Annotated in this window: 16 protein-coding genes; 9 read left to right on the top strand and 7 right to left on the bottom strand. The window is 44.4% G+C overall.

The annotated features are described in order from the left end of the window. Nucleotides 1–126 precede the first annotated feature (126 nt). Nucleotides 127–2,313 (bottom strand): metallophosphoesterase, encoded by a 2,187-nt coding sequence (locus ITG09_23110; GenBank protein UPR54267.1) that lies wholly within the window; start codon nt 2,311–2,313, stop codon nt 127–129. 513 nt (nt 2,314–2,826) lie between these two features. Between ITG09_23110 and ITG09_23105 the strand changes: the two genes are divergently transcribed. Continuing rightward, complete coding sequence (locus ITG09_23105; protein ID UPR54266.1) at nt 2,827–3,975, top strand: S-(hydroxymethyl)glutathione dehydrogenase/class III alcohol dehydrogenase; 1,149 nt, start codon at nt 2,827–2,829, stop codon at nt 3,973–3,975. 168 nt (nt 3,976–4,143) lie between these two features. Continuing rightward, complete coding sequence (gene fghA, locus ITG09_23100) at nt 4,144–4,983, top strand: S-formylglutathione hydrolase (protein UPR54265.1); 840 nt, start codon at nt 4,144–4,146, stop codon at nt 4,981–4,983. 90 nt (nt 4,984–5,073) lie between these two features. On the opposite strand, the gene ITG09_23095 is transcribed toward fghA, so the two are convergent. Then, the gene (locus ITG09_23095; protein UPR54264.1) at nt 5,074–6,156 is read right to left on the bottom strand and encodes a pyridoxal phosphate-dependent aminotransferase; all 1,083 of its coding nucleotides are present in this window, start codon (nt 6,154–6,156) and stop codon (nt 5,074–5,076) included. Nucleotides 6,157–6,463: 307 nt separating this feature from the next. Here ITG09_23095 and ITG09_23090 point away from each other — a divergent pair, with 307 nt between their 5' ends. Beyond that, nucleotides 6,464–6,865, top strand: coding sequence for a hypothetical protein (locus ITG09_23090; GenBank protein ID UPR54263.1), 402 nt, complete (start codon nt 6,464–6,466; stop codon nt 6,863–6,865). A 236-nt stretch (nt 6,866–7,101) separates the two neighbouring features. Beyond that, nucleotides 7,102–7,839 carry an NUDIX domain-containing protein gene (locus tag ITG09_23085; GenBank protein UPR54262.1) on the top strand — a complete coding sequence of 246 codons (738 nt, stop codon included), beginning with the start codon at nt 7,102–7,104 and terminating at the stop codon, nt 7,837–7,839. Nucleotides 7,840–7,892: 53 nt separating this feature from the next. Here ITG09_23085 and ITG09_23080 read toward each other — a convergent pair whose 3' ends face one another. After that, complete coding sequence (locus tag ITG09_23080) at nt 7,893–8,744, bottom strand: LysR family transcriptional regulator (GenBank protein ID UPR54261.1); 852 nt, start codon at nt 8,742–8,744, stop codon at nt 7,893–7,895. 98 nt (nt 8,745–8,842) lie between these two features. Between ITG09_23080 and ITG09_23075 the strand changes: the two genes are divergently transcribed. Then, nucleotides 8,843–9,490 (top strand): glutathione S-transferase family protein, encoded by a 648-nt coding sequence (locus tag ITG09_23075; GenBank protein UPR54260.1) that lies wholly within the window; start codon nt 8,843–8,845, stop codon nt 9,488–9,490. A gap of 82 nt (nt 9,491–9,572) precedes the next feature. Here the strand turns inward: ITG09_23075 and ITG09_23070 are convergent, their stop codons facing one another. From ITG09_23070 to ITG09_23060, 3 genes are all read right to left on the bottom strand, one after another. Then, entirely contained in the window at nt 9,573–10,511 is a 939-nt protein-coding gene (locus ITG09_23070) for a LysR family transcriptional regulator (GenBank protein UPR54259.1), read from the bottom strand. Between the two features lie 161 nt (nt 10,512–10,672). Then, nucleotides 10,673–12,166: a DUF1254 domain-containing protein gene (locus ITG09_23065; GenBank protein UPR54258.1), complete on the bottom strand. Its 1,494-nt coding sequence runs from the start codon at nt 12,164–12,166 to the stop codon at nt 10,673–10,675. Nucleotides 12,167–12,281: 115 nt separating this feature from the next. Beyond that, nucleotides 12,282–13,760, bottom strand: coding sequence for a DUF1254 domain-containing protein (locus tag ITG09_23060; protein ID UPR54257.1), 1,479 nt, complete (start codon nt 13,758–13,760; stop codon nt 12,282–12,284). 287 nt (nt 13,761–14,047) lie between these two features. Here ITG09_23060 and ITG09_23055 point away from each other — a divergent pair, with 287 nt between their 5' ends. Next, a complete protein-coding gene (locus ITG09_23055) occupies nt 14,048–15,490 on the top strand; it encodes an N-acylglucosamine 2-epimerase (protein UPR54256.1) in 1,443 nt (480 codons plus the stop codon). A gap of 69 nt (nt 15,491–15,559) precedes the next feature. On the opposite strand, the gene ITG09_23050 is transcribed toward ITG09_23055, so the two are convergent. Continuing rightward, nucleotides 15,560–15,967 carry a hypothetical protein gene (locus tag ITG09_23050; GenBank protein UPR54255.1) on the bottom strand — a complete coding sequence of 136 codons (408 nt, stop codon included), beginning with the start codon at nt 15,965–15,967 and terminating at the stop codon, nt 15,560–15,562. Between the two features lie 293 nt (nt 15,968–16,260). Here ITG09_23050 and ITG09_23045 point away from each other — a divergent pair, with 293 nt between their 5' ends. The 3 genes from ITG09_23045 (at nt 16,261) to ITG09_23035 (ending at nt 18,277) form a co-directional block, all read left to right on the top strand. Next, nucleotides 16,261–16,950, top strand: a complete 690-nt coding sequence (locus ITG09_23045) for a flavin reductase (GenBank protein UPR55241.1) — start codon at nt 16,261–16,263, stop codon at nt 16,948–16,950. Nucleotides 16,951–17,070: 120 nt separating this feature from the next. Further along, nucleotides 17,071–17,862, top strand: coding sequence for a hypothetical protein (locus tag ITG09_23040; GenBank protein UPR54254.1), 792 nt, complete (start codon nt 17,071–17,073; stop codon nt 17,860–17,862). A gap of 91 nt (nt 17,863–17,953) precedes the next feature. Beyond that, complete coding sequence (locus ITG09_23035; protein UPR54253.1) at nt 17,954–18,277, top strand: DUF4144 domain-containing protein; 324 nt, start codon at nt 17,954–17,956, stop codon at nt 18,275–18,277. Nucleotides 18,278–18,314 lie beyond the last annotated feature (37 nt).

Here is an 18,314-nt window from a genome sequence, read left to right as displayed (position 1 = left end):
CAATGAATAAGTCCCGACCCACTCATTCATTTAAAAACAAAAGAACCCGCTAACTCATGGCTAACAGGCTCTTTTTTAATCGAGAAATCAAGACACTTAGTCTTTAAAAAAGCAAAGCTGCAACGTTTAGTTTACTGTCGTAGAGCCTCTAAGAATATCGCGCTTCACTTCACCTTTCAGATCGGTCAGTGTTTGCTGGTCGATATCAATCAAGAAGTGGTCACTCGCTTGGCCTGTTGCGAATTTTTCAAGAATGACAAACAAGCTACCAAAACGAGAGCGGAATACCTCTCCCACGGTATATTGGCCAAGGTCACCCAGTTCAGAATCCACCGTACCATCAAATTCTGAAAGCTCTCGGCTTAGCAACTCGTATTGGCGAAGTTGTGTTTCACCGATATCACGGAATGCCAGTTCGTCTGCATTACGTAGTCGGTAGAAATCTGTCGCTAGTAGCTCACCGCTCCACTCTGCAAAATCAGCTAATTCTAGTCCTTCTAAAGAAGCCAGCTTTTGAGCAACAACCTTAGCTGTCTCCCAATCTCGTTGAAACTGTTCGTAATCATCCACACCATTTTCAACGCAAGTCCCTACGTCGTAGCCGAGTTCATTCGCTAGCTGACAAACCGTGAAGTTGGTTTTTAGCTGAGACATGATCATCATCTCTTCACCGTTCATTTCCATGATCATAGCGCGCATCTCTAGCGGCCAGTCACCCGGAAGGAAACGCAGACGCGTTAGTTCACGGATGTGCCAATCAGTCAGTTCGTAGTAGTTTTCTGAATCCAAAATGTCTTTGTTCCAGATTTTCGCTTGTGCTTCTGGGTCTCCGGCTGCAGCTTGAGTAAGGTACTCATGCTCTTCTTCATAGTGACTGAATAACTCGTTGTAACGTGCCACTTGGTCGATAATTACTGTCTCAACTTCGATCTGATTATCTGGGCGAATATTTAAGAGCTTATATGCAGGAACATACCCCGCTAGCGATGGTGCTTGGATATTAAAAAGGGTGTGCTGAACGCCATCAATATTGAAGCTCTTCTTACCTGTATCGTTAAAGTGCATGTGACCGCCAACGTGGATATTTAAGCCAGTCGCTGCCAATGCGCGGCTGGTATTGTCGTCAGGCTCACGTGCAAGTTGGTGGCTACCTTCACCAAACAAGTCTTCAATCTCTTCAGAAGCGCCGTTATAGAAATCGGTCATCGGGAAGTGCGAGAAGGAAACCAGCGTCTTGTTCTGCTCTTTCGCCGCCTTTACCACATCAGAGATCCAATCGATCACATGCTCTTTGTGAGTCAGCATCATGTTGTAACCAGCGTTGCTTGAACCGTCAAACGTGCCACCATCGACAGAATTATCAGACGAGTTTTCTTTCGGGCGATAAACGTTCGCGTCAATCGCCAACAACCAAAGTCCTTTCACTGGCTCTACTAAGTAACTGGTATCCGGCACTTCAGAACAGCTTGTGTAACCATTTTCTTTGTAACTGCCACCTGTGCCTTCGTAACAGATCTCATACATGCGTTTATCAAAGGCCGCTTCTTCTTTCGCTAAATCATAGCTGTAATTAGTTCGAGCTTGGTCGGTGCTGTAAGGGGTTTCAAAGTAGAGGTAATCTTGTTGAGGGTAGAAGCCGTGAGTACCAAGGATACTCATGATCTCTTCATAGCCCCACTCGCGTACTTCTTCAGTACAAATCGTGTCTAGGCTGTCACCTTGGCCTGGAATAGTTGTCCATTCATCGTCATAACCAACACACTCTTCTTTACCAAGGCTGAAGATGCGTTGCTCTTTACCACCTTCTCCTAGGTAATCAGATTTACCTGCGGGAATTGTAAATGGACGCACTGGGTCGTGGTTACCAGGTGCTGCGAAAAATTCAAGGCCGTGTGTATCACGGTAATGGTCAAAAATACTAACCAAACCACGCATATGGACTGGCTGCCCGTCATCACTAAAGTCACCCGGCAAGGCCACATACTTCACACCACGCGCAACCACATCATCAAGTGCCGCTATCATCGCAAAGTAGTTTTCATTGAAAAGACGGGTAGAGTTCATTTGAGATTCCATCGTTCGAATTGTCGCATACTCACGACTATCCGAGTTGTAGAGTCCTGCGAACGAACCGTCTTCAAATTTACCGTAAACATCATGGAAGTGGATATCTGGCATGAATGCGACTTGTACTGCGCTCTCTAGATTACCGTTGTCATCACCAGGTGAACTATCACTTGGCGAATTCGAATTGCAACCAACCAGCGTGGCGGCTATCAAGCCTGACAGTACGGTCAATGTACTCTTTTTCATTTTCTCTTTCCAAAAGTTAGAACTCAAAATTTGGCGAGGAGATTAGGTGAGAAAAATGACACTATTGTTTCTGATATCTTACAAAACGTCGCACGACGAACGCTTATGCGACATTGCTTCAATCCTTAAAATTCAATTAGTTAATCCACATTAACAGCATCAATGACTTGATTGTACAAATTACATATAAGTATACAAACCATCACACATCGAGTGGGCTAGCATCAATGGTAGCAATGCATCCAAGCGGTTCAAGAATGTCACTCCTTCCTAAAAAGTGGCTTGTTGGCATCAAGACTGACAACCACTAAACGAGACGAAACCTCAAGGTCAACTATTACAAATACGTAATAATCATTTTCTATTTAATGGGATTATCAAAACCTGTAACCACGCCTATAGTAGCTCCAACAAAACGAGAGAGCGGAAACAAACTTGCTCAACTACGCTTAATACGTTGAGCATATTGAGAATCAAAAAGTCCGCTGTAATGACATAAATAGGAAGCATCCAATGACTATCGAAATCAAACCTGGTCAAACTCATATCCAATCTAAAGCAATGGTCGCTTGGAAAGCGGGTGAACCTCTAAAACGTGAAACTGTAGACGTTGAACTGCCAAAAGCAGGTGAAGTTCTTGTTCGTATCGTAGCGACTGGTGTTTGTCACACTGACGCATTCACACTGTCAGGTGACGATCCCGAAGGTATCTTCCCTTCTATTCTTGGTCACGAAGGTGGCGGTATCGTTGAGATGATCGGCGAAGGCGTTACAAGTGTTGAAGTTGGCGACCACGTTATCCCACTTTACACAGCTGAGTGTGGCGAATGTAAGTTCTGTAAATCTGGTAAAACTAACCTTTGCCAAGCGGTTCGTGAAACGCAAGGTAAGGGCCTAATGCCAGACGGTACAAGCCGCTTCTCTATCAATGGTGAGACAATCTTCCACTACATGGGTTGTTCTACTTTCTCTGAGTACACAGTACTTCCAGAAATCTCACTAGCGAAAGTAAGCAAAGAAGCACCACTTGAAGAAGTTTGTCTTCTAGGTTGTGGTGTAACTACAGGTATGGGCGCTGTACTGAACACAGCTAAAGTTGAAAAAGGCGACAACGTTGCTGTATTCGGCCTAGGTGGTATCGGTCTTTCTGCAATCATTGGTGCTCGCATGGCTGGTGCTAACCGCATCATCGGTGTTGATATCAACGAGAGCAAATTCGAGCTAGCGAAACAGCTTGGTGCGACAGACTGCATCAACCCAATGAAATTCGACAAGCCAATCCAAGACGTTATCGTTGAGATGACAGACGGTGGTGTTGAGTACTCTTTCGAGTGTATCGGTAACGTAAACGTGATGCGTCAAGCTCTTGAGTGTTGTCACAAAGGTTGGGGCGAATCTGTAATCATTGGTGTTGCAGGTGCAGGTCAAGAGATCGCAACTCGTCCATTCCAACTAGTAACTGGTCGTGTATGGCGTGGTTCAGCTTTCGGTGGTGTTAAAGGCCGCTCTGAGCTTCCAGAAATCGTAAACCGTTACATGGCGGGTGAGTTTGGTCTTCAAGAGTTCATTACTCACACAATGAGCCTTGACGAAGTAAACGACGCATTCGACCTAATGCACAAAGGTGAATCTATCCGTACTGTTCTACACATGGACAGATAGTTCTCCTTGGTCTCGGCACCTAGGTGTCGAGACCACAGTTCTGAGTTAAAAATCAGAGCGAAACTGTCTTCACCACCTCCTGCCCGGTGGGTGGTGAAACCTCTAGCTCAAGCTATAGAAAATCAAATACATTAATTCCGAAACCATCAACCTAACGGAGCACAATAGATGACAATCGAAAACATTAGCCAAGCAAAGGTTGCTGGTGGTTGGCACAAACAATACACCCACTTTTCTGCAACGCTTGACTGCAACATGCGTTTTGCGATTTTCTTGCCACCTAACGCAAGCAAAGAAAACCCAGTTCCTGTTTTGTATTGGTTATCAGGCTTAACCTGTACCGATGAAAACTTCATGCAAAAAGCCGGCGCATTCAAAGCCGCGGCTGAGCAAGGCATTGCCATTGTTGCCCCAGACACGAGCCCGCGTGGCGAAGGTGTTGCCGACGATGAAAACTACGATTTAGGCCAAGGCGCAGGCTTCTACGTAAATGCCACTCAAGCACCATGGGACAGCCATTACCACATGTACGATTACGTGGTAACAGAGCTCCCAGCGCTGATTGAATCTTTCTTCCCTGTCACATCTGTAAAATCAATTTCGGGTCACAGCATGGGCGGGCACGGAGCCTTAACAATTGGCATCAAGAACGAAGATAACTACCGTTCTATCTCGGCATTCAGCCCAATCACGAACCCAATGCAATGCCCTTGGGGACAAAAAGCCTTCAACCAATACCTAGGCTTAGATATTGAAGAATGGAAACAATACGACGCTTCTGAGCTTCTAAAAAGCCAAGGCACTAAACTGCCAATGTTGATAGACCAAGGCGAAGCCGATAACTTCCTAATTGAGCAGTTAAAACCTGAACAATTAGTCGAAGCCGCTAAGGTAACCAATGCCGATTTAGAGCTACGTATGCAGCCAGGTTATGACCACAGCTACTACTTCATCTCTAGCTTTATTGACGAGCATATTGAGTTCCATGCTGCTTACCTAAACAAGTAATCACCGTTATTTAGCCCACACCTTACCACCGTAAGGTGTGGGCTTTTTTATGCCTACGGGTTTCATAACTGCTGATTTATAGCTCTTGATTTATAGCTGCTGAATCCGCTGCTTTAACTCTTCTAAATCCACATCATTTCCAACAATCCGCAATCGAACATACTCTTCGGTCATCGCGTCACACGTAATGGCAAAATCGACACCGGAACATGTCTTAATACCGATCTTCTCAAATAGCTTCGAAAGGTTGGTTCCCTTTTTCTTCAACAACATAATAGGCGTTGATATTGATGTACTCTGCACATCAATATTGTGCTGAGACAACAAGCCGATCATTTGCTGTTTAAAATACTCGGTTTTGCTGCGGTTGGTTTCTAGGAAGTGTTTCGCATTGGGTAGGGTCGCCGATGCGATTTTTATCGAAGGATAAGTTGGCGTAAACACGCTCACCGCGGCTTCTATCGCTGAAGTCAGTTTTTCACTGCTAGCCAAGTAACCTAATCGAATCCCAGCTAGGCCTAAACCCTTAGAAAAGGTTCGTAAAACAATTAAGTTGTCCAGGACCAAGGTTTGATCGAGCATCGACTGTTCTGCACTCAGGTACTCACCATAGGCCTCGTCAACAATCAAAATAGAGCCAGAACGCTCACATACTCTCGCGATCTCAACAAGCTGCTCTCTATCATAAATTCGACCCGTTGGGTTGTTGGGATTATCGATATAAACCAACGCTGGCCTTTGGCTGCTGACTTTTGAGTCCAGCACTCCAAACAGATCAGACTCGGTTTGATAATCAAACATGTTGATGGACTGATATTCTCCGCCAACCAAATTGAACTCTGATATTGCTTCAACAAACTGAGGACCAATACCTATCATGGTGCGATTGATGGGATTGATAAGTTTGTTGAAGATAAGTTCTAGTGCTCCAAGAGAGCCCGTTGTATAGGTAATACGACAATCTTCAATCCCAATAAACTGACGAGTTAAATAAGTCAGCTCTGAAAGCTCCCTGTGACAATAGTACTTATCAATACCGTGAATTATCTCTTTAACCACATGTTCAGGGATTTCTGGTGCGCCAAATGGATTGGATCCGAGTGAACAATCGATGCGAAATGAATGATCGACATAAGAATGGTAGTCACCGCTTAACCTTGGATTTAAATGCATAAGAAAACGCTCAAAAAATATTCATGCGTCATTCTTATCGCATTCAATTTACTCTCAATAGGTCATTTCGTGACAGTTACTCATCCAGTTTCGAGAGACTGGTTAAAACCACGGATTGGTTCAAATAACGAATCTTCTTAAAGACATCATCTATACTTAAGCACTCGTGTTTCCAGTTCGAGTTAACCGAACCGCTTTCTTTGCGCTAGATTAAACTGAGATAAGATAGGGTAATAACAGAGCTTGCATCTTTACTCTCCCTAGTTACCATAGCCCCATTAACATCCCCCATATTTTGAAGGTTGCTATGAAAGCAATTAAGACTCTTTTCTTCCTGATGGTTTTACTGAGCGGTCTGTTTACCGCTTGGCTGTTTATCCCGATTCCAGCGACCATGGACAAGCAAACGCTTGATGTCCCATTAACGGAACCGTTCAAGCTTGTGGCGTATCGCAGCAACCCAAATGATGCGAGCAAGCCGCTCACTTATCACTACTATGTGATTTCAGATGTGGTTGGCGTAGATGATATGGACCCGTTTTTAATTACGACCGACCAGTTCGTGAAGCTTGGTGAATTCGATGAGAACACATTCAACCTAACGGTTAACGGCAAGATCGAGAGCTACACTAACGATTTATGGATCAATAAATCTGACGGCAAGCTTCAGCACTGGTACGTGAGTATTAATGCAAACTATATTCGTTAGAGTCGAATCCCAATAAACCCTATTTTAAAACTGCGCTTTGGCTTCCAAGCGCAGTTTTTTTGCGCAATTTTTGTTTCAAGCCGCCCGCTTTACACTCTCCTCTTTTCCACTTTCACCCGCGACTGCATTGGCTCTTAAAAATGCTACAAGCTATGCAGGTGTTATAAGCCCTTTAGATGTTATAAGCTCAGGCTATGCTCGACGCCCAATAAATCAAAAACAATAAAGGATCACCCGTGGAATTTACGCTCGACAAATTTAACGGCATCATCATTGACCCGGCAACCGCGCCTCAAGATGCTGATTCATTCAACGCCGAACTTAGCGAGATCACCGAATTTTCAAAGCAGAATAACAAAGGCATTATTTGGATTAGTTTGCCTATTTCACTCTCGCACTTTATTCCGGTAGCGACCGAACTTGGCTTTGTGTTTCACAACTGTTTAGAAGACGAAATTACGCTGATTCATAAATCCGAGATTGTGGAGTTTGTGCCTTTCATCCCTACGCACACCTTGGGCGCAGGCGCGTTGATCACCAATGAACACAACCAAGTGCTGATGATCAAAGAGCATGGCATGACAGGCTACAAATTACCTGGCGGCCACATTGAACTTGGTGAAGGCATTGAAGAATCGGTAGTTCGAGAAACATTAGAAGAGACAGGCATCGAAGCCACGTTCGTGTCTGTGGTTGGTATGGCGACAAGGCACCCATATCAATTCGGTAAATCGAACCTCTACTTTGTTTGTCACCTTATCGCTCAAACCCAAGAGATTGCGATTCAAGACACCGATGAAATTGCAGAGGCTAAATGGGTTGATGTTGAAGAGTACATTAACAACCCTGACAGCTACCCATTTAACCGCCAATTAGTCGGTTCTTTGATTGGCAAACAAGGTTTGGAGCTTACCCAGTTAGAAGGTAACTACGGCCCAACTCACAAGCCAGAGATCTTCTTTTCGAAAAGCTAGAGCGATTCAAACATAAAAGCTTGGGAATTCTTTAGTAGGAAGACGAACCTAAGCTACTCAGAATCCAGCTCAACAAGTTGATTGAGAACCTCTTTATCTAACACCGGATGATGTTTACTCGCTAAGATCAACACAATATCGACCGAAGGCAACGGTGGCATGTCGTCGAGAATTTTCAGATCCGGGGTCACACTGAGTTTACCCATCGCACCAATCGCTAACCCTGCTTTTACGATTGCCCGCTGCGCTGAAGCGGTATTGCTGCATGCTAACAGCTGATAAGGCGTACCTTGCTTAGCTAAACCATTCACTGCTGCTGCGTGATACTTACAGTCTGTTTGAAACAAGGCTAATGGAACAGGTTTGGAGCTATCAAACGCATAGTCAAGGCTGCTTATCCAAACACCCACATCATGCGTAAGCCAATAACCCTCTTCGCTGTCGGGCGCTCGAGTGACAATCGCGGCATCGAGCCTGCCGTCATCAAGCCACTCTCTCAGCGTAATGCTCGGCAGGCTATATATTTGAATAGAACAGGTGGGTTCTGCTTGCTGTAACAGGCAAATGACTTTTGGAAGAATGATGTCGTTGTAGTCTTCAGGGCATCCCAACCTCAGAGGCTGTTTGTCTTCATAACGCTTCACTTGTTTAAGCGCGGTATTGTGGAGTGCGACCAACTGCTCCGCATGAGAGCGCAGCGCTAAGCCAGCTTCAGTGAGTATTAAGTTACGTCCCTCTTTTTGGAAAAGGGTGACGTTGAGCTCCTCTTCCAACTTACGCATTTGCGCACTGAATGCCGACTGAGTGCGATTAATCTGTTTCGCGGCACGCGTGAAACTGCTTGTTTCCACGAACGCGAGAAAACCTCGCAAAGCATCAATATCCATATTGAAATCACCACCCATCGTTTTTATTAATGTCTGTCATCAAAATTATCCGTTAGTGCGACGCAATACAATCCCCTAAGCTCAAATGCATATCCACCAAACGCAAGGAAGCAACGATGCAGCTTTATATTGGAAACCAGAACTACTCAACTTGGTCACTGCGCGCTTGGCTAATCTTCGATAATTACAACCTGAATGCCGAAGTCATCAAACTTAAGCTATTCACCCCAGATTTTTATGACACGCTGGCTTCAATTACACCCACCGCAAAAGTGCCGACTCTGGTCGATGGTGACGTTGCTGTGTGGGATTCACTGGCTATTCTCGAATACGTTAATGATGCCTACCTAAATGGTGCTGCATGGCCAAAATCAACCAAAGAGCGCGCTCGTGCAAGAGCAATTTCTGCTGAGATGCATTCTGGTTTTTTCAACATCAGAAATGAGTTGCCAATGAACTGCCGAGCCAAAAGAAAGCTCACGCTGAGTGATGGCGCACTGAAAGACATCGCTCGCATCGACGCAATATGGTCTGCACAAATGGAACAATACCCAGAGGGATGGTTGTTCGGCGAGTGGTCGATTGCCGATGCGATGTTTGCGCCCGTGGCACTGCGAGTTGAAACCTATGGCATCGAACTTTCAGAGAAGGCATCTCAGTATCAACAGCGTGTACTTAACAGCCCTTCTATACAAAAGTGGCTCGCGGAGGCAAGTTTAGAAACCGATGTAGTCGAAGAAGACGAGGCGGGTGAGTCAGTATAAGTAGATAGCAATGAGTCTCGAGATAGCATCGAGACTCATTATTTGTTAAGCGGTTAGAGACGTTTCACTAGGATGCGTTTTCTCAAAGTATGGTCTTCAATAATTCATTAAACCGAGACGCTATCCACTGATGCGAAGCGGATGTAAATGTACGTTGATGCTGTAATAAATAGAGATCTACGTGATATTGTTTACTATCGACAAAATCATAAATATCGACAAATCGGTGATCGAAATCTGGCAATGCATTTAAAGCGTTCATACCAAAAATCACCGCATCTGAGCGAGATGCAATCTCCATTAAGACGTGAGTTTGAGTACTTCGAAGCTTTGGCCGTTTATCACTTTCTAGCTCCAATAAGATCTGTTGCAAAGGAGTGTTGAATGCTTGCTTATGGTCCTCTTCTACATTCATCGCGAGCACTGGATATTGCATGATCTCATCTAACATTGATTTCTTTCCAACCAGCGGGTGGTCTTTCCGAACAAACAGTTTGGGGTAAATAGTGCCTAACTTTGTGGCTTGATATTTTTGGTCCAGTGAGCTCGAGTAATGAATCGCAAAGTCTAGTTTCCCTTTGTCTAATAAATCATAAGGGTTACTTTTGGCTGCCATTTCTATCACATTCACATCCGGAGCTTCATCAAATAACTCCAAGGCTAGATTGGGAAGGATGGTGCTGCCTAGAAAGGTAGGCAAGGAGATCGAAAACGTCTCGTTGCATTCTCGAGGATCAAATTGATTACGCTGAAATAACGCACCTAGTTGCGGAAGAATGTGTTGCAGTTCTTGACCTAGTTCTAATGATCTTGATGTCGGTGTCAGCCCTGTCGATGTTCGAATGAAAAGAGGATCATCGAACGTTTCTCTTAACCTTTTTAAGCTCCGACTCATGGCCGATTGCGAAACAAACAACGCCTTTGCAGCATTCGTTACATTGCGTTCCTTAAGCAACGTATCAAAAGCCACCAGCAGATTTAAGTCGACTCGATTCAATTGATATGAAATATCCTTTTGCATAAATCTCCTAGCAATATGGGGCATCGCGTTGTTTAGGTCGAGATAACCTGTATGAGTTCAGATAACCATAACACGAAAAGATACACCCTCTTAAAGGGTGTATCCAATCTTGATTAGCCTTATCTGTACTAGTTCAGATCTTATCTTCTACTTCGATAGAATCACTTGTTTACTTTGATAAAGTCACTAGGCTTCCACGAATTATCAAACCACTTTTCTGTCGGCGAATACATGCGGAAGATGATATTAAAACCTTTACCTTCCGTCGTTTGAACCCAGTTATTTTCCATTCCTTTAGGTGCATTAGGCGAAAAATGAATAGTGATAGAGCCATCACTGTTCTTCTTAATGTCCTCACTCAAACCATCAAGACCAGCAGATTTTTGGTCGGTTTCTAACATCGAACGCGTCTGGTTGTCGTAGATCATAAATGACCAGAACTTCTCTACAGGCGCATTAGGCGGCAGTGTTACCGTGTAGTGCTGACTGCCATCTAGCACTTCTTTGTTTGAATCACGCGTCGCCAATAAGTAATCCGACCCTTTGCCTACCGTTTTTGTCACCATATCAGGGGTAATTCCCGTCGCCATAAAGTGGAAAGTTGCTCGCATGTCAGAGTCAATCACGCCATTTGCATCTTTAAATTCATGACCAGAGACCAACGGAGTAAACCATTGTCGATCCTCATAGCGGAACATCTCTTCTTTCGGGTGGAAATAGGTTGAACGCGCTTCAGCCGTTGCTATTTTTGCCGCTTCCGACAGTATTTGCTGCATACGCTTGTTTGGCACAAACTCTTGCCCTTTTTCTATTCCAATATCTTTAGCCAACGACAACCATTCAGCATCAAAAATAGCAGTAGGTTCGTATTGAATGAGTGCATTCACCTCATCGTAGAACGTCTCGTCCATAGCATGAATGGTGTTGTAATCAACGCCAGAAATATTCATGAACTCTGTCTTATCTTCTTTGCCATACGGATACAGTTTGGTGGTGTTTTTTAATGTTGTAATGCTCTGTTCCATACTCTCTGGTGAGCTCACCAAACGCAGCAACAGCCAATGCTGATACCCTTCACTGACAACCTCAATGTATCCTTCTGGCACCTCTCCTTCCCATGAAGAGTGGCGAATAAAATACTTACCTGACTTAGCAACATTGTCTGGATGAGTGACACCAATTCTGTCGACATATTTAAATGCGGCGTTGTCGAGTAAACCAAGTACTGGGGTTGGAATATCCAGAATAACCGGTCCGTCTTTCACATCAATTTCTGACGTGATATACGGCGTTGTGGTATTCGCAGTTAGCCATAAGCTATTGGCGTCTAAGTTATCTTCAGAAACTGCGATGGTTTGATTGGGCTTCATGCCGATACTTTCGTGTCCCAACAACAGCCCTTGTATTGAAGCAACGGGAATACCGGATAGAAATACACGTACCGCATTAGAGACTTGTACAAAGTCTTGCACCTTAGCGTGCGTTTCTTCAGTAGGCGCACCATCGGTATAGTTCAACTCTCCTAAATAAGCAGACTCAACCTTATTTGGGGTAATGATACTCTCTGGCACTTGGGCGCTAAATTTAGGCTCAGCGAATGCGAAAGATGAACAGCCTAAAGTAATCAGTAACGTCGCAATAATCGATTTTTTCATGATAGTTTCTCTTGTCTAAAGTGATTCACATAACCTAGGCAGCACCGACGTATTCTTAACTGGGGCTGCGCACTAGGTTATTTATTTCCAGAGACTGTTGAGTCTCTATTGCTGGTTAGCCACTGATTTTCTCCATATCTTCTAGCATCCAGTTTTTGAAGAAGGTTTTCGATGTTGGTCGGTAAAGTCTGAACAACAAGAAGTAATCTTCACCACCCGTCTGAACCCAATTACTCTCTTGCCCTTTTGGAGCCTTAGGGCCGAAGTAGAGATCGTAAGAGCCATCAGGGTTCTTTTTCATTGTGTCGGCATTGCGAGAAGATAAACCCACTCGGTCGACACCTTTCACAAAGTTCTTGGTTTCCATGTTGTAAACAATCGCAGACCAGAAATCTTCAACCGGTGTATCTGCTGGCACATTGAGCTTGTACGTCGCTTTGCCATCTAACATCTCACCGTTAGAATCGCGTAAACCTGTCAGATAGAAAGTAGAACCACCCAGTTGCTTCGGCAAATACGTTACGTAGAAATACGATGCAGCACGCTTATCGACCAAGACTTCATCTTCATCCACAAAAGGGAAGCCAAGCTGAGCTTGAGGGCCAAAATTCCAGAAAGACCATTGCGATAAAGGCTTGCCATTTTTATCTTTCCATAACGCACTCACCGTCTGATCAGGCTCTACGAATTTCGATTGCATGTGCGCATAAGCCATAAGTACACCTTCACGTATCGCTTTTTTCTGCTCATCTGTTGGGTCGAATTTTTTCCCTTTTTCAATACCAAGGTCTTTTAGTAACGACGCCATTGCTTTGTCTTGCGTTCTGACCGGGTTCTCTTGGATGACATCATTAATGTCTTGAAAGAACGTCTCGTTGTAATAAGGGAGGCTGTCATATGCGACTTCCGTTGCATCTAAGTAGTCCGTCTTTGGTGGGTTTTCAGCATCAACAAGATTGTAGATTTTGATTTTCTTCGCATAGTTGCCCGCATCCAAATCTGTCGCCCCATTGGTTAACGACGGTCTAAAAGAAAAACCATACAGGTACGTATCCGTTTCAAACACCAAGTAGCCTTGGCTTTCAAGTTCTTGCTTTGTACCTAATTTGTTGTCGTAACCTGGTGGCAAGAATAGGTACTTCCCTCCTTTGCCTTCGTCAGCGCCTTTGTAGCCAACGTCAGCAATCGGAACCTCCCATTGGTTAACGATTGAGCCAAAATAATTTACTTTGTCTGTTGCTGCTGGCACCTCAATCACCACAGGGCCGTTCTTCGATGTTATCGTTGCCCATGCGTAAGCCGTGGTATCGTTCGCGGTGAGAAAACCCTTTTCTGAGCCAAAAGGTTCGTTGACGTAAACCACATCGTTGAAGTCACCATCAAGGTCACGACGAGTCGCTTTTAGGAAATCAATTTGAGTCACAGCTGGCATATAATGGATTGCTGTTTGAGTAGCGCGCTGTACCATCATTTTGTATTCAAGATTTTCAATCTGCGATGCGCGATTAAGGATGTCGTCGGTATCATCAAACGATTGAGAATAGACAGGCATTGTGCTTATAGTGAGTAGCGAAGCTAATAGAAGTTTTTTCATGTTGAGCATATCTCTTCGTAAAGGTGAAACATTCAATTGTTTAAAAAACATCCTTTGTTTGAACCCAGTATACGAACGAGACCAAATCCCATCCAATGACTTATAGTCATTATTAATTATTCGAATTATGGATAATGCTAGATATAATTCGACTATCCCGGTACGAATCAATGATCTGTAAACCTTACTCTTCTCTGCAATCATTTGGTCGATTGTGATCACCGAATCACAATGTGCAGATGTGATTGTTTATATTCAAATAAATTAAAATAGCTAAGATAAACATCATGTTACGAGCAACGATCGCATTACTCAGTGTTACTAGCTTCGCCGTATCTGCCAACGCCCCTCTTCCTTCCGGAGAAGACTGGCTCAACCATGCTTCTGAAGGGCTTGCACCTTACTGGTTGATGCCTAGCGCTCAAGGAGACCCGATAGGCAACTTCCCTACTTTCCGCTGTGATGACGGTACCTTGCTCGATGTTTCTGATGTGTGCCCTGAACTGAACAAAGGCTGGATCACTCCACACTTCGGCAAAGAGTTTACGCGTATGAAATCACGTCAAACCTATGCCTATGGCGTGCTCTACCATCTTACTGGCGATAAACAGGCATTAGCGCTTGCCAAGCAAGGAGCGTACTACCTCATTGAACAGCTAGAAGATAAGCAACATGGTGGTTTTATCGGCTACATAAAAGAGGGGAAAGCAGGCCAGGATTGGCAGCAACGAACCTCTCAAGATCAAGCGTATGCACTAGTTGGCCTCGCCATGTATTACTACCTGACTCAAGACAAAAAGGTGGAAGAAGCACTCATCGCACAACAAGCTTTTATCTTTGATAAGTATCGACTTAGCGACAACAGCGGTCTTGCTTGGGTACTTGCGGATGGTGAAGATGGCAAAGCCACACAACGTGAATTGGTCGCGCAACTTGATCAGATTAACGGTTACATGCTGTTAGTCGCTCCTCTACTGAATGAGCCCATCAAATCAAAATGGCTTGATGACTTAAACTGGCTCACGCAAACCATGATTGACCAATACCATTCTGAAGATGAACAACGCTTCTATGGGGCTATTCAAGACAAAGCAGCAATGATACCGAATGCTAATCACAATGATTTTGGACACACCATCAAAGCGTATTGGATGACTTACCTGACAGGCCAAACATTGAAGAATTCTGAATGGTCGCAGTTTGGCATCAAAGGGATGAAGCACACCTTAGAACAAGCTCAATACCAAAAAGAGTTCGTGAACGTATCCCAATATTATGGCGAAGAACTTCAGAAAGCGTGGAAAGGACAAGAAATAACTGGATGGCAAAGCAGACCAACCACAAATTGGGCTTCATCATGGGAGTGGGCAGAGCTCGATCAAGCCGCAATGACGGTTTCGCTTATCGATGGCTCAATGAAAGACGTACTGCAATACACCCTACCCACCTTTCATGATGTATGGGTCGACCACAAATACGGTGGCGTAGGGCTTGAGCTCAAACGCACCAAGGCTTTCCATTGGGGTAATGGGTATCACCAATTTGAACATGCGTTGATTGGTTATTTATATGCCAGGCAGGTCGAAGGTAAACCTGCAGTCCTTCATTACGCGAGACCAGCCAACAGCGAGATGCCAATGGAACCGTATTACTATCAAGGGGATGCAGTTAAGTTTGAGAACCTAGACGATGGGACACAAAAGGTCAGTTTCAATAACATTCGACCTTAGCGCTAGTATTGGATCTGAATAAGCGGATTAACAACCAAGCCTGAAATCAATTTTCAGGCTTTTTAATGGCTACTTTCTCTTCCCTTGTTCAACCAGCTTTTCATTCCATGCCGTATTGCCGTCACGCTTGGTCACGTCATACTCAGAACAGAACTGAGAGATGGTCATGTTGTTGTCGCCAGTCGCTAATTTCAATGCCAACTGGACTTGTTGAAGCTTGCTTTGCAGACGCAGAATCTGACCAGCATTTGGGCTTTTTTCTTTGGCATACTTTAAGGCTGCATGTTTACGCTCGGCAGCACCTGCTCTACGATCCGCTTCTGATAGCAGATATTTTAGCTGAGCAACACTCTTGCCCTTCTTGAAGGCAGGGTCAAGTAGCTCAACACATTCATCAAACGACGGATTGATAACATATGGGTCAACTTTATGAGCTTGTTGGCGCATCCATTCTAGTGCGAGTTTTTCATCCGACATAATTACATCTTTACCAAAGAAACAGCCCTATATGGTATCGCTCATTAGCAAACCGCTGCAATAACAAATTTAGCGACTTAGTATCTTTACACTACTGCTGATTCATTATTCGCCAACAAGGACCAGTAATAAAGCCTCCTAAGTCCTCTTCCTCTTTAAAACACCCAAGCTCTTTCTCAAACATCCAAGCAAGTAGCGACAGACTCTTTGATCGATAAAAGGTGATTCTTCGTACATATAGACCCGTTAGTAAGCACGTTCGAAGATAACAATAAATGAGAAGAAAAGAAGATATGAAGGACATGACCCTTTCTAAACAAGATATCCAAACAATGGATCAGCGCCACCGAATTCGCTTAGTTAATTCCCTATCCGGATTTAAAAGCGCCAACCTAATTGGTACTTGTGATAAACAGGGGTTTGAAAACCTTGCGATAGTGAGCTCTGTCATTCATCTAGGGTCTGATCCTGCGCTGCTTGGTTTTATTGTTCGCCCCGACAAAAGCCGCCGTCATACGCTAGAAAACATTCTAGAAACTAAGTACTTCACCGTTAATAGCATTGGTGCTGACTTTGTTAAAAAGGCCCATCAAACCTCGGCTCGCTACCCTAAACCAGTCTCAGAGTTCAACGCCGTTGGTTTAACGGCTTATTATGACGACAAATTCCCTGCTCCCTTCGTCTTGGAGAGCAGTTTAAAGATAGGATTAGCGTTCAAAGAACAGATCACAATCGAAAGCAATCAAACACGAATGTTGATCGGTGAGGTTGTAACAATTCATGCCCCCAAACGCGCCGTGATGCCGGATGGCTACCTAGATTTAGAAGCATTGGATTTAGTCACGGTATCGGGGCTTGATAGCTACCACGTAACTCAAAGACTGCACCGATTAAGCTATGCAAAACCACAAGAGCCACTCTTTCCACTCACTCGTGAAGGTAACCCTACCTCATGGGAAGCGTTCGAACTCAATCTAAACTAATTTTGTTCGGCAATTTGCTATCAAAAGTGCTAACGTCCTTTAACTCCAAAAGATGCACCTCACACAAGTGCATCTCGCTGAGCACCCCATTCATTCTTAAGTCTGTTTCCAAGGACCCTTTTGAAGTTAACTCACTTTAAATACAAAACGCGCGAAGGCCCAGACTACCGACATGGCGATCAGGTGTCATTCATGGACATCAAACAGACCTTCGGTATGGGTAGCATTCGCGTGGGTGCCTGGGTGACGAAAGAAGAAAAAGAGCTGGCCGCGAATCTGATATTCGACTCGCTAGCCGACTTGGCGTACATCTTGGCTTTGCCACCAGAGGCAATTGGCCTTCGCGGCACATTAGGCTTAGCGTTTGGCAGTGGTGGCAGAAAAGGTGTACAAGCACACTACGCACCGAACCAGAGAGAATTAGCCCTCGCTAAGAATGCCGGAGCTGGCGCGCTCGCGCACGAGTTTTGGCATGCGTTTGACCACTATATCGCTGAGAAAGCGTTTGAAATCGGCGATACCTCTGGCCCTCGTAAGCAAATATTGTTCGCCAGCGACTGTTGGCTACACGATAGAAAAGTACGACCTCATCCATTAAACGAGAGTTTGATGTCTCTGTTTGACGCCACATTGCTTAGCGACAATAACTTGGACAAACACGATTACGTGGCTCGTAGTGTTATTGCCGACAAGGCGATGTCTGCCCGTTACTTCTCATTACCCACAGAGATGATGGCGCGTGCTTTTGAGTCCGTGATTGAATCCTGTTCCGATATCAAGAACGCTTATCTGGTCGATGGCACAACCAAGCCTGACATGTACCCCGTGTATCCAGATATGGCGCATCGAGGAGAGATATTCCAAGCCCTGCAAGGTTACTTCGCACCATTAGGGCGATCTTTGAGTAAGTAGCGTTTGAGCAGCTAAGACAATGGATGATCCAAAGTTCAAAACTGTTTATAGTCGAGGCTCAAACTTCAACATCCATGATTTAGAGGCAGTAATGATCAGTTGGCCATCTTTGGTAAAACTCGACGGTGATGATGAGCTTATTTACGTCGCATCCGAGAACGATTTTCAGGCAGAATGCTCAGACATAATCTTAGGCGAATATGATTATCTCATTGATTCTGAAGGCGATAGCTACTCGATTCAATCAAACTCAAATCAACTGTCTCTAGCGAAACGAGCAAACCAATATTCGGTTGAAAGCGTTACTAAACTTATTCGAAATCACGAGTTCCAGAAGGCAGAAGTGTGTCTGATGAAGATCCACTTCCTGACCATTGAAGAAGCGATTCAGTCTTTGGCTTTTGAGCCACATTAATATTGGTTTAGAGCTCGTATCAAAGCTAATGCCCAAG

The sequence above is a fragment of the Vibrio cyclitrophicus genome, from assembly GCA_023206055.1.
Lineage (GTDB): Bacteria > Pseudomonadota > Gammaproteobacteria > Enterobacterales > Vibrionaceae > Vibrio > Vibrio cyclitrophicus_A.
Note: the sequence above shows the minus strand (reverse complement) of the source record. Positions and strands in the feature narration are given on the sequence as shown.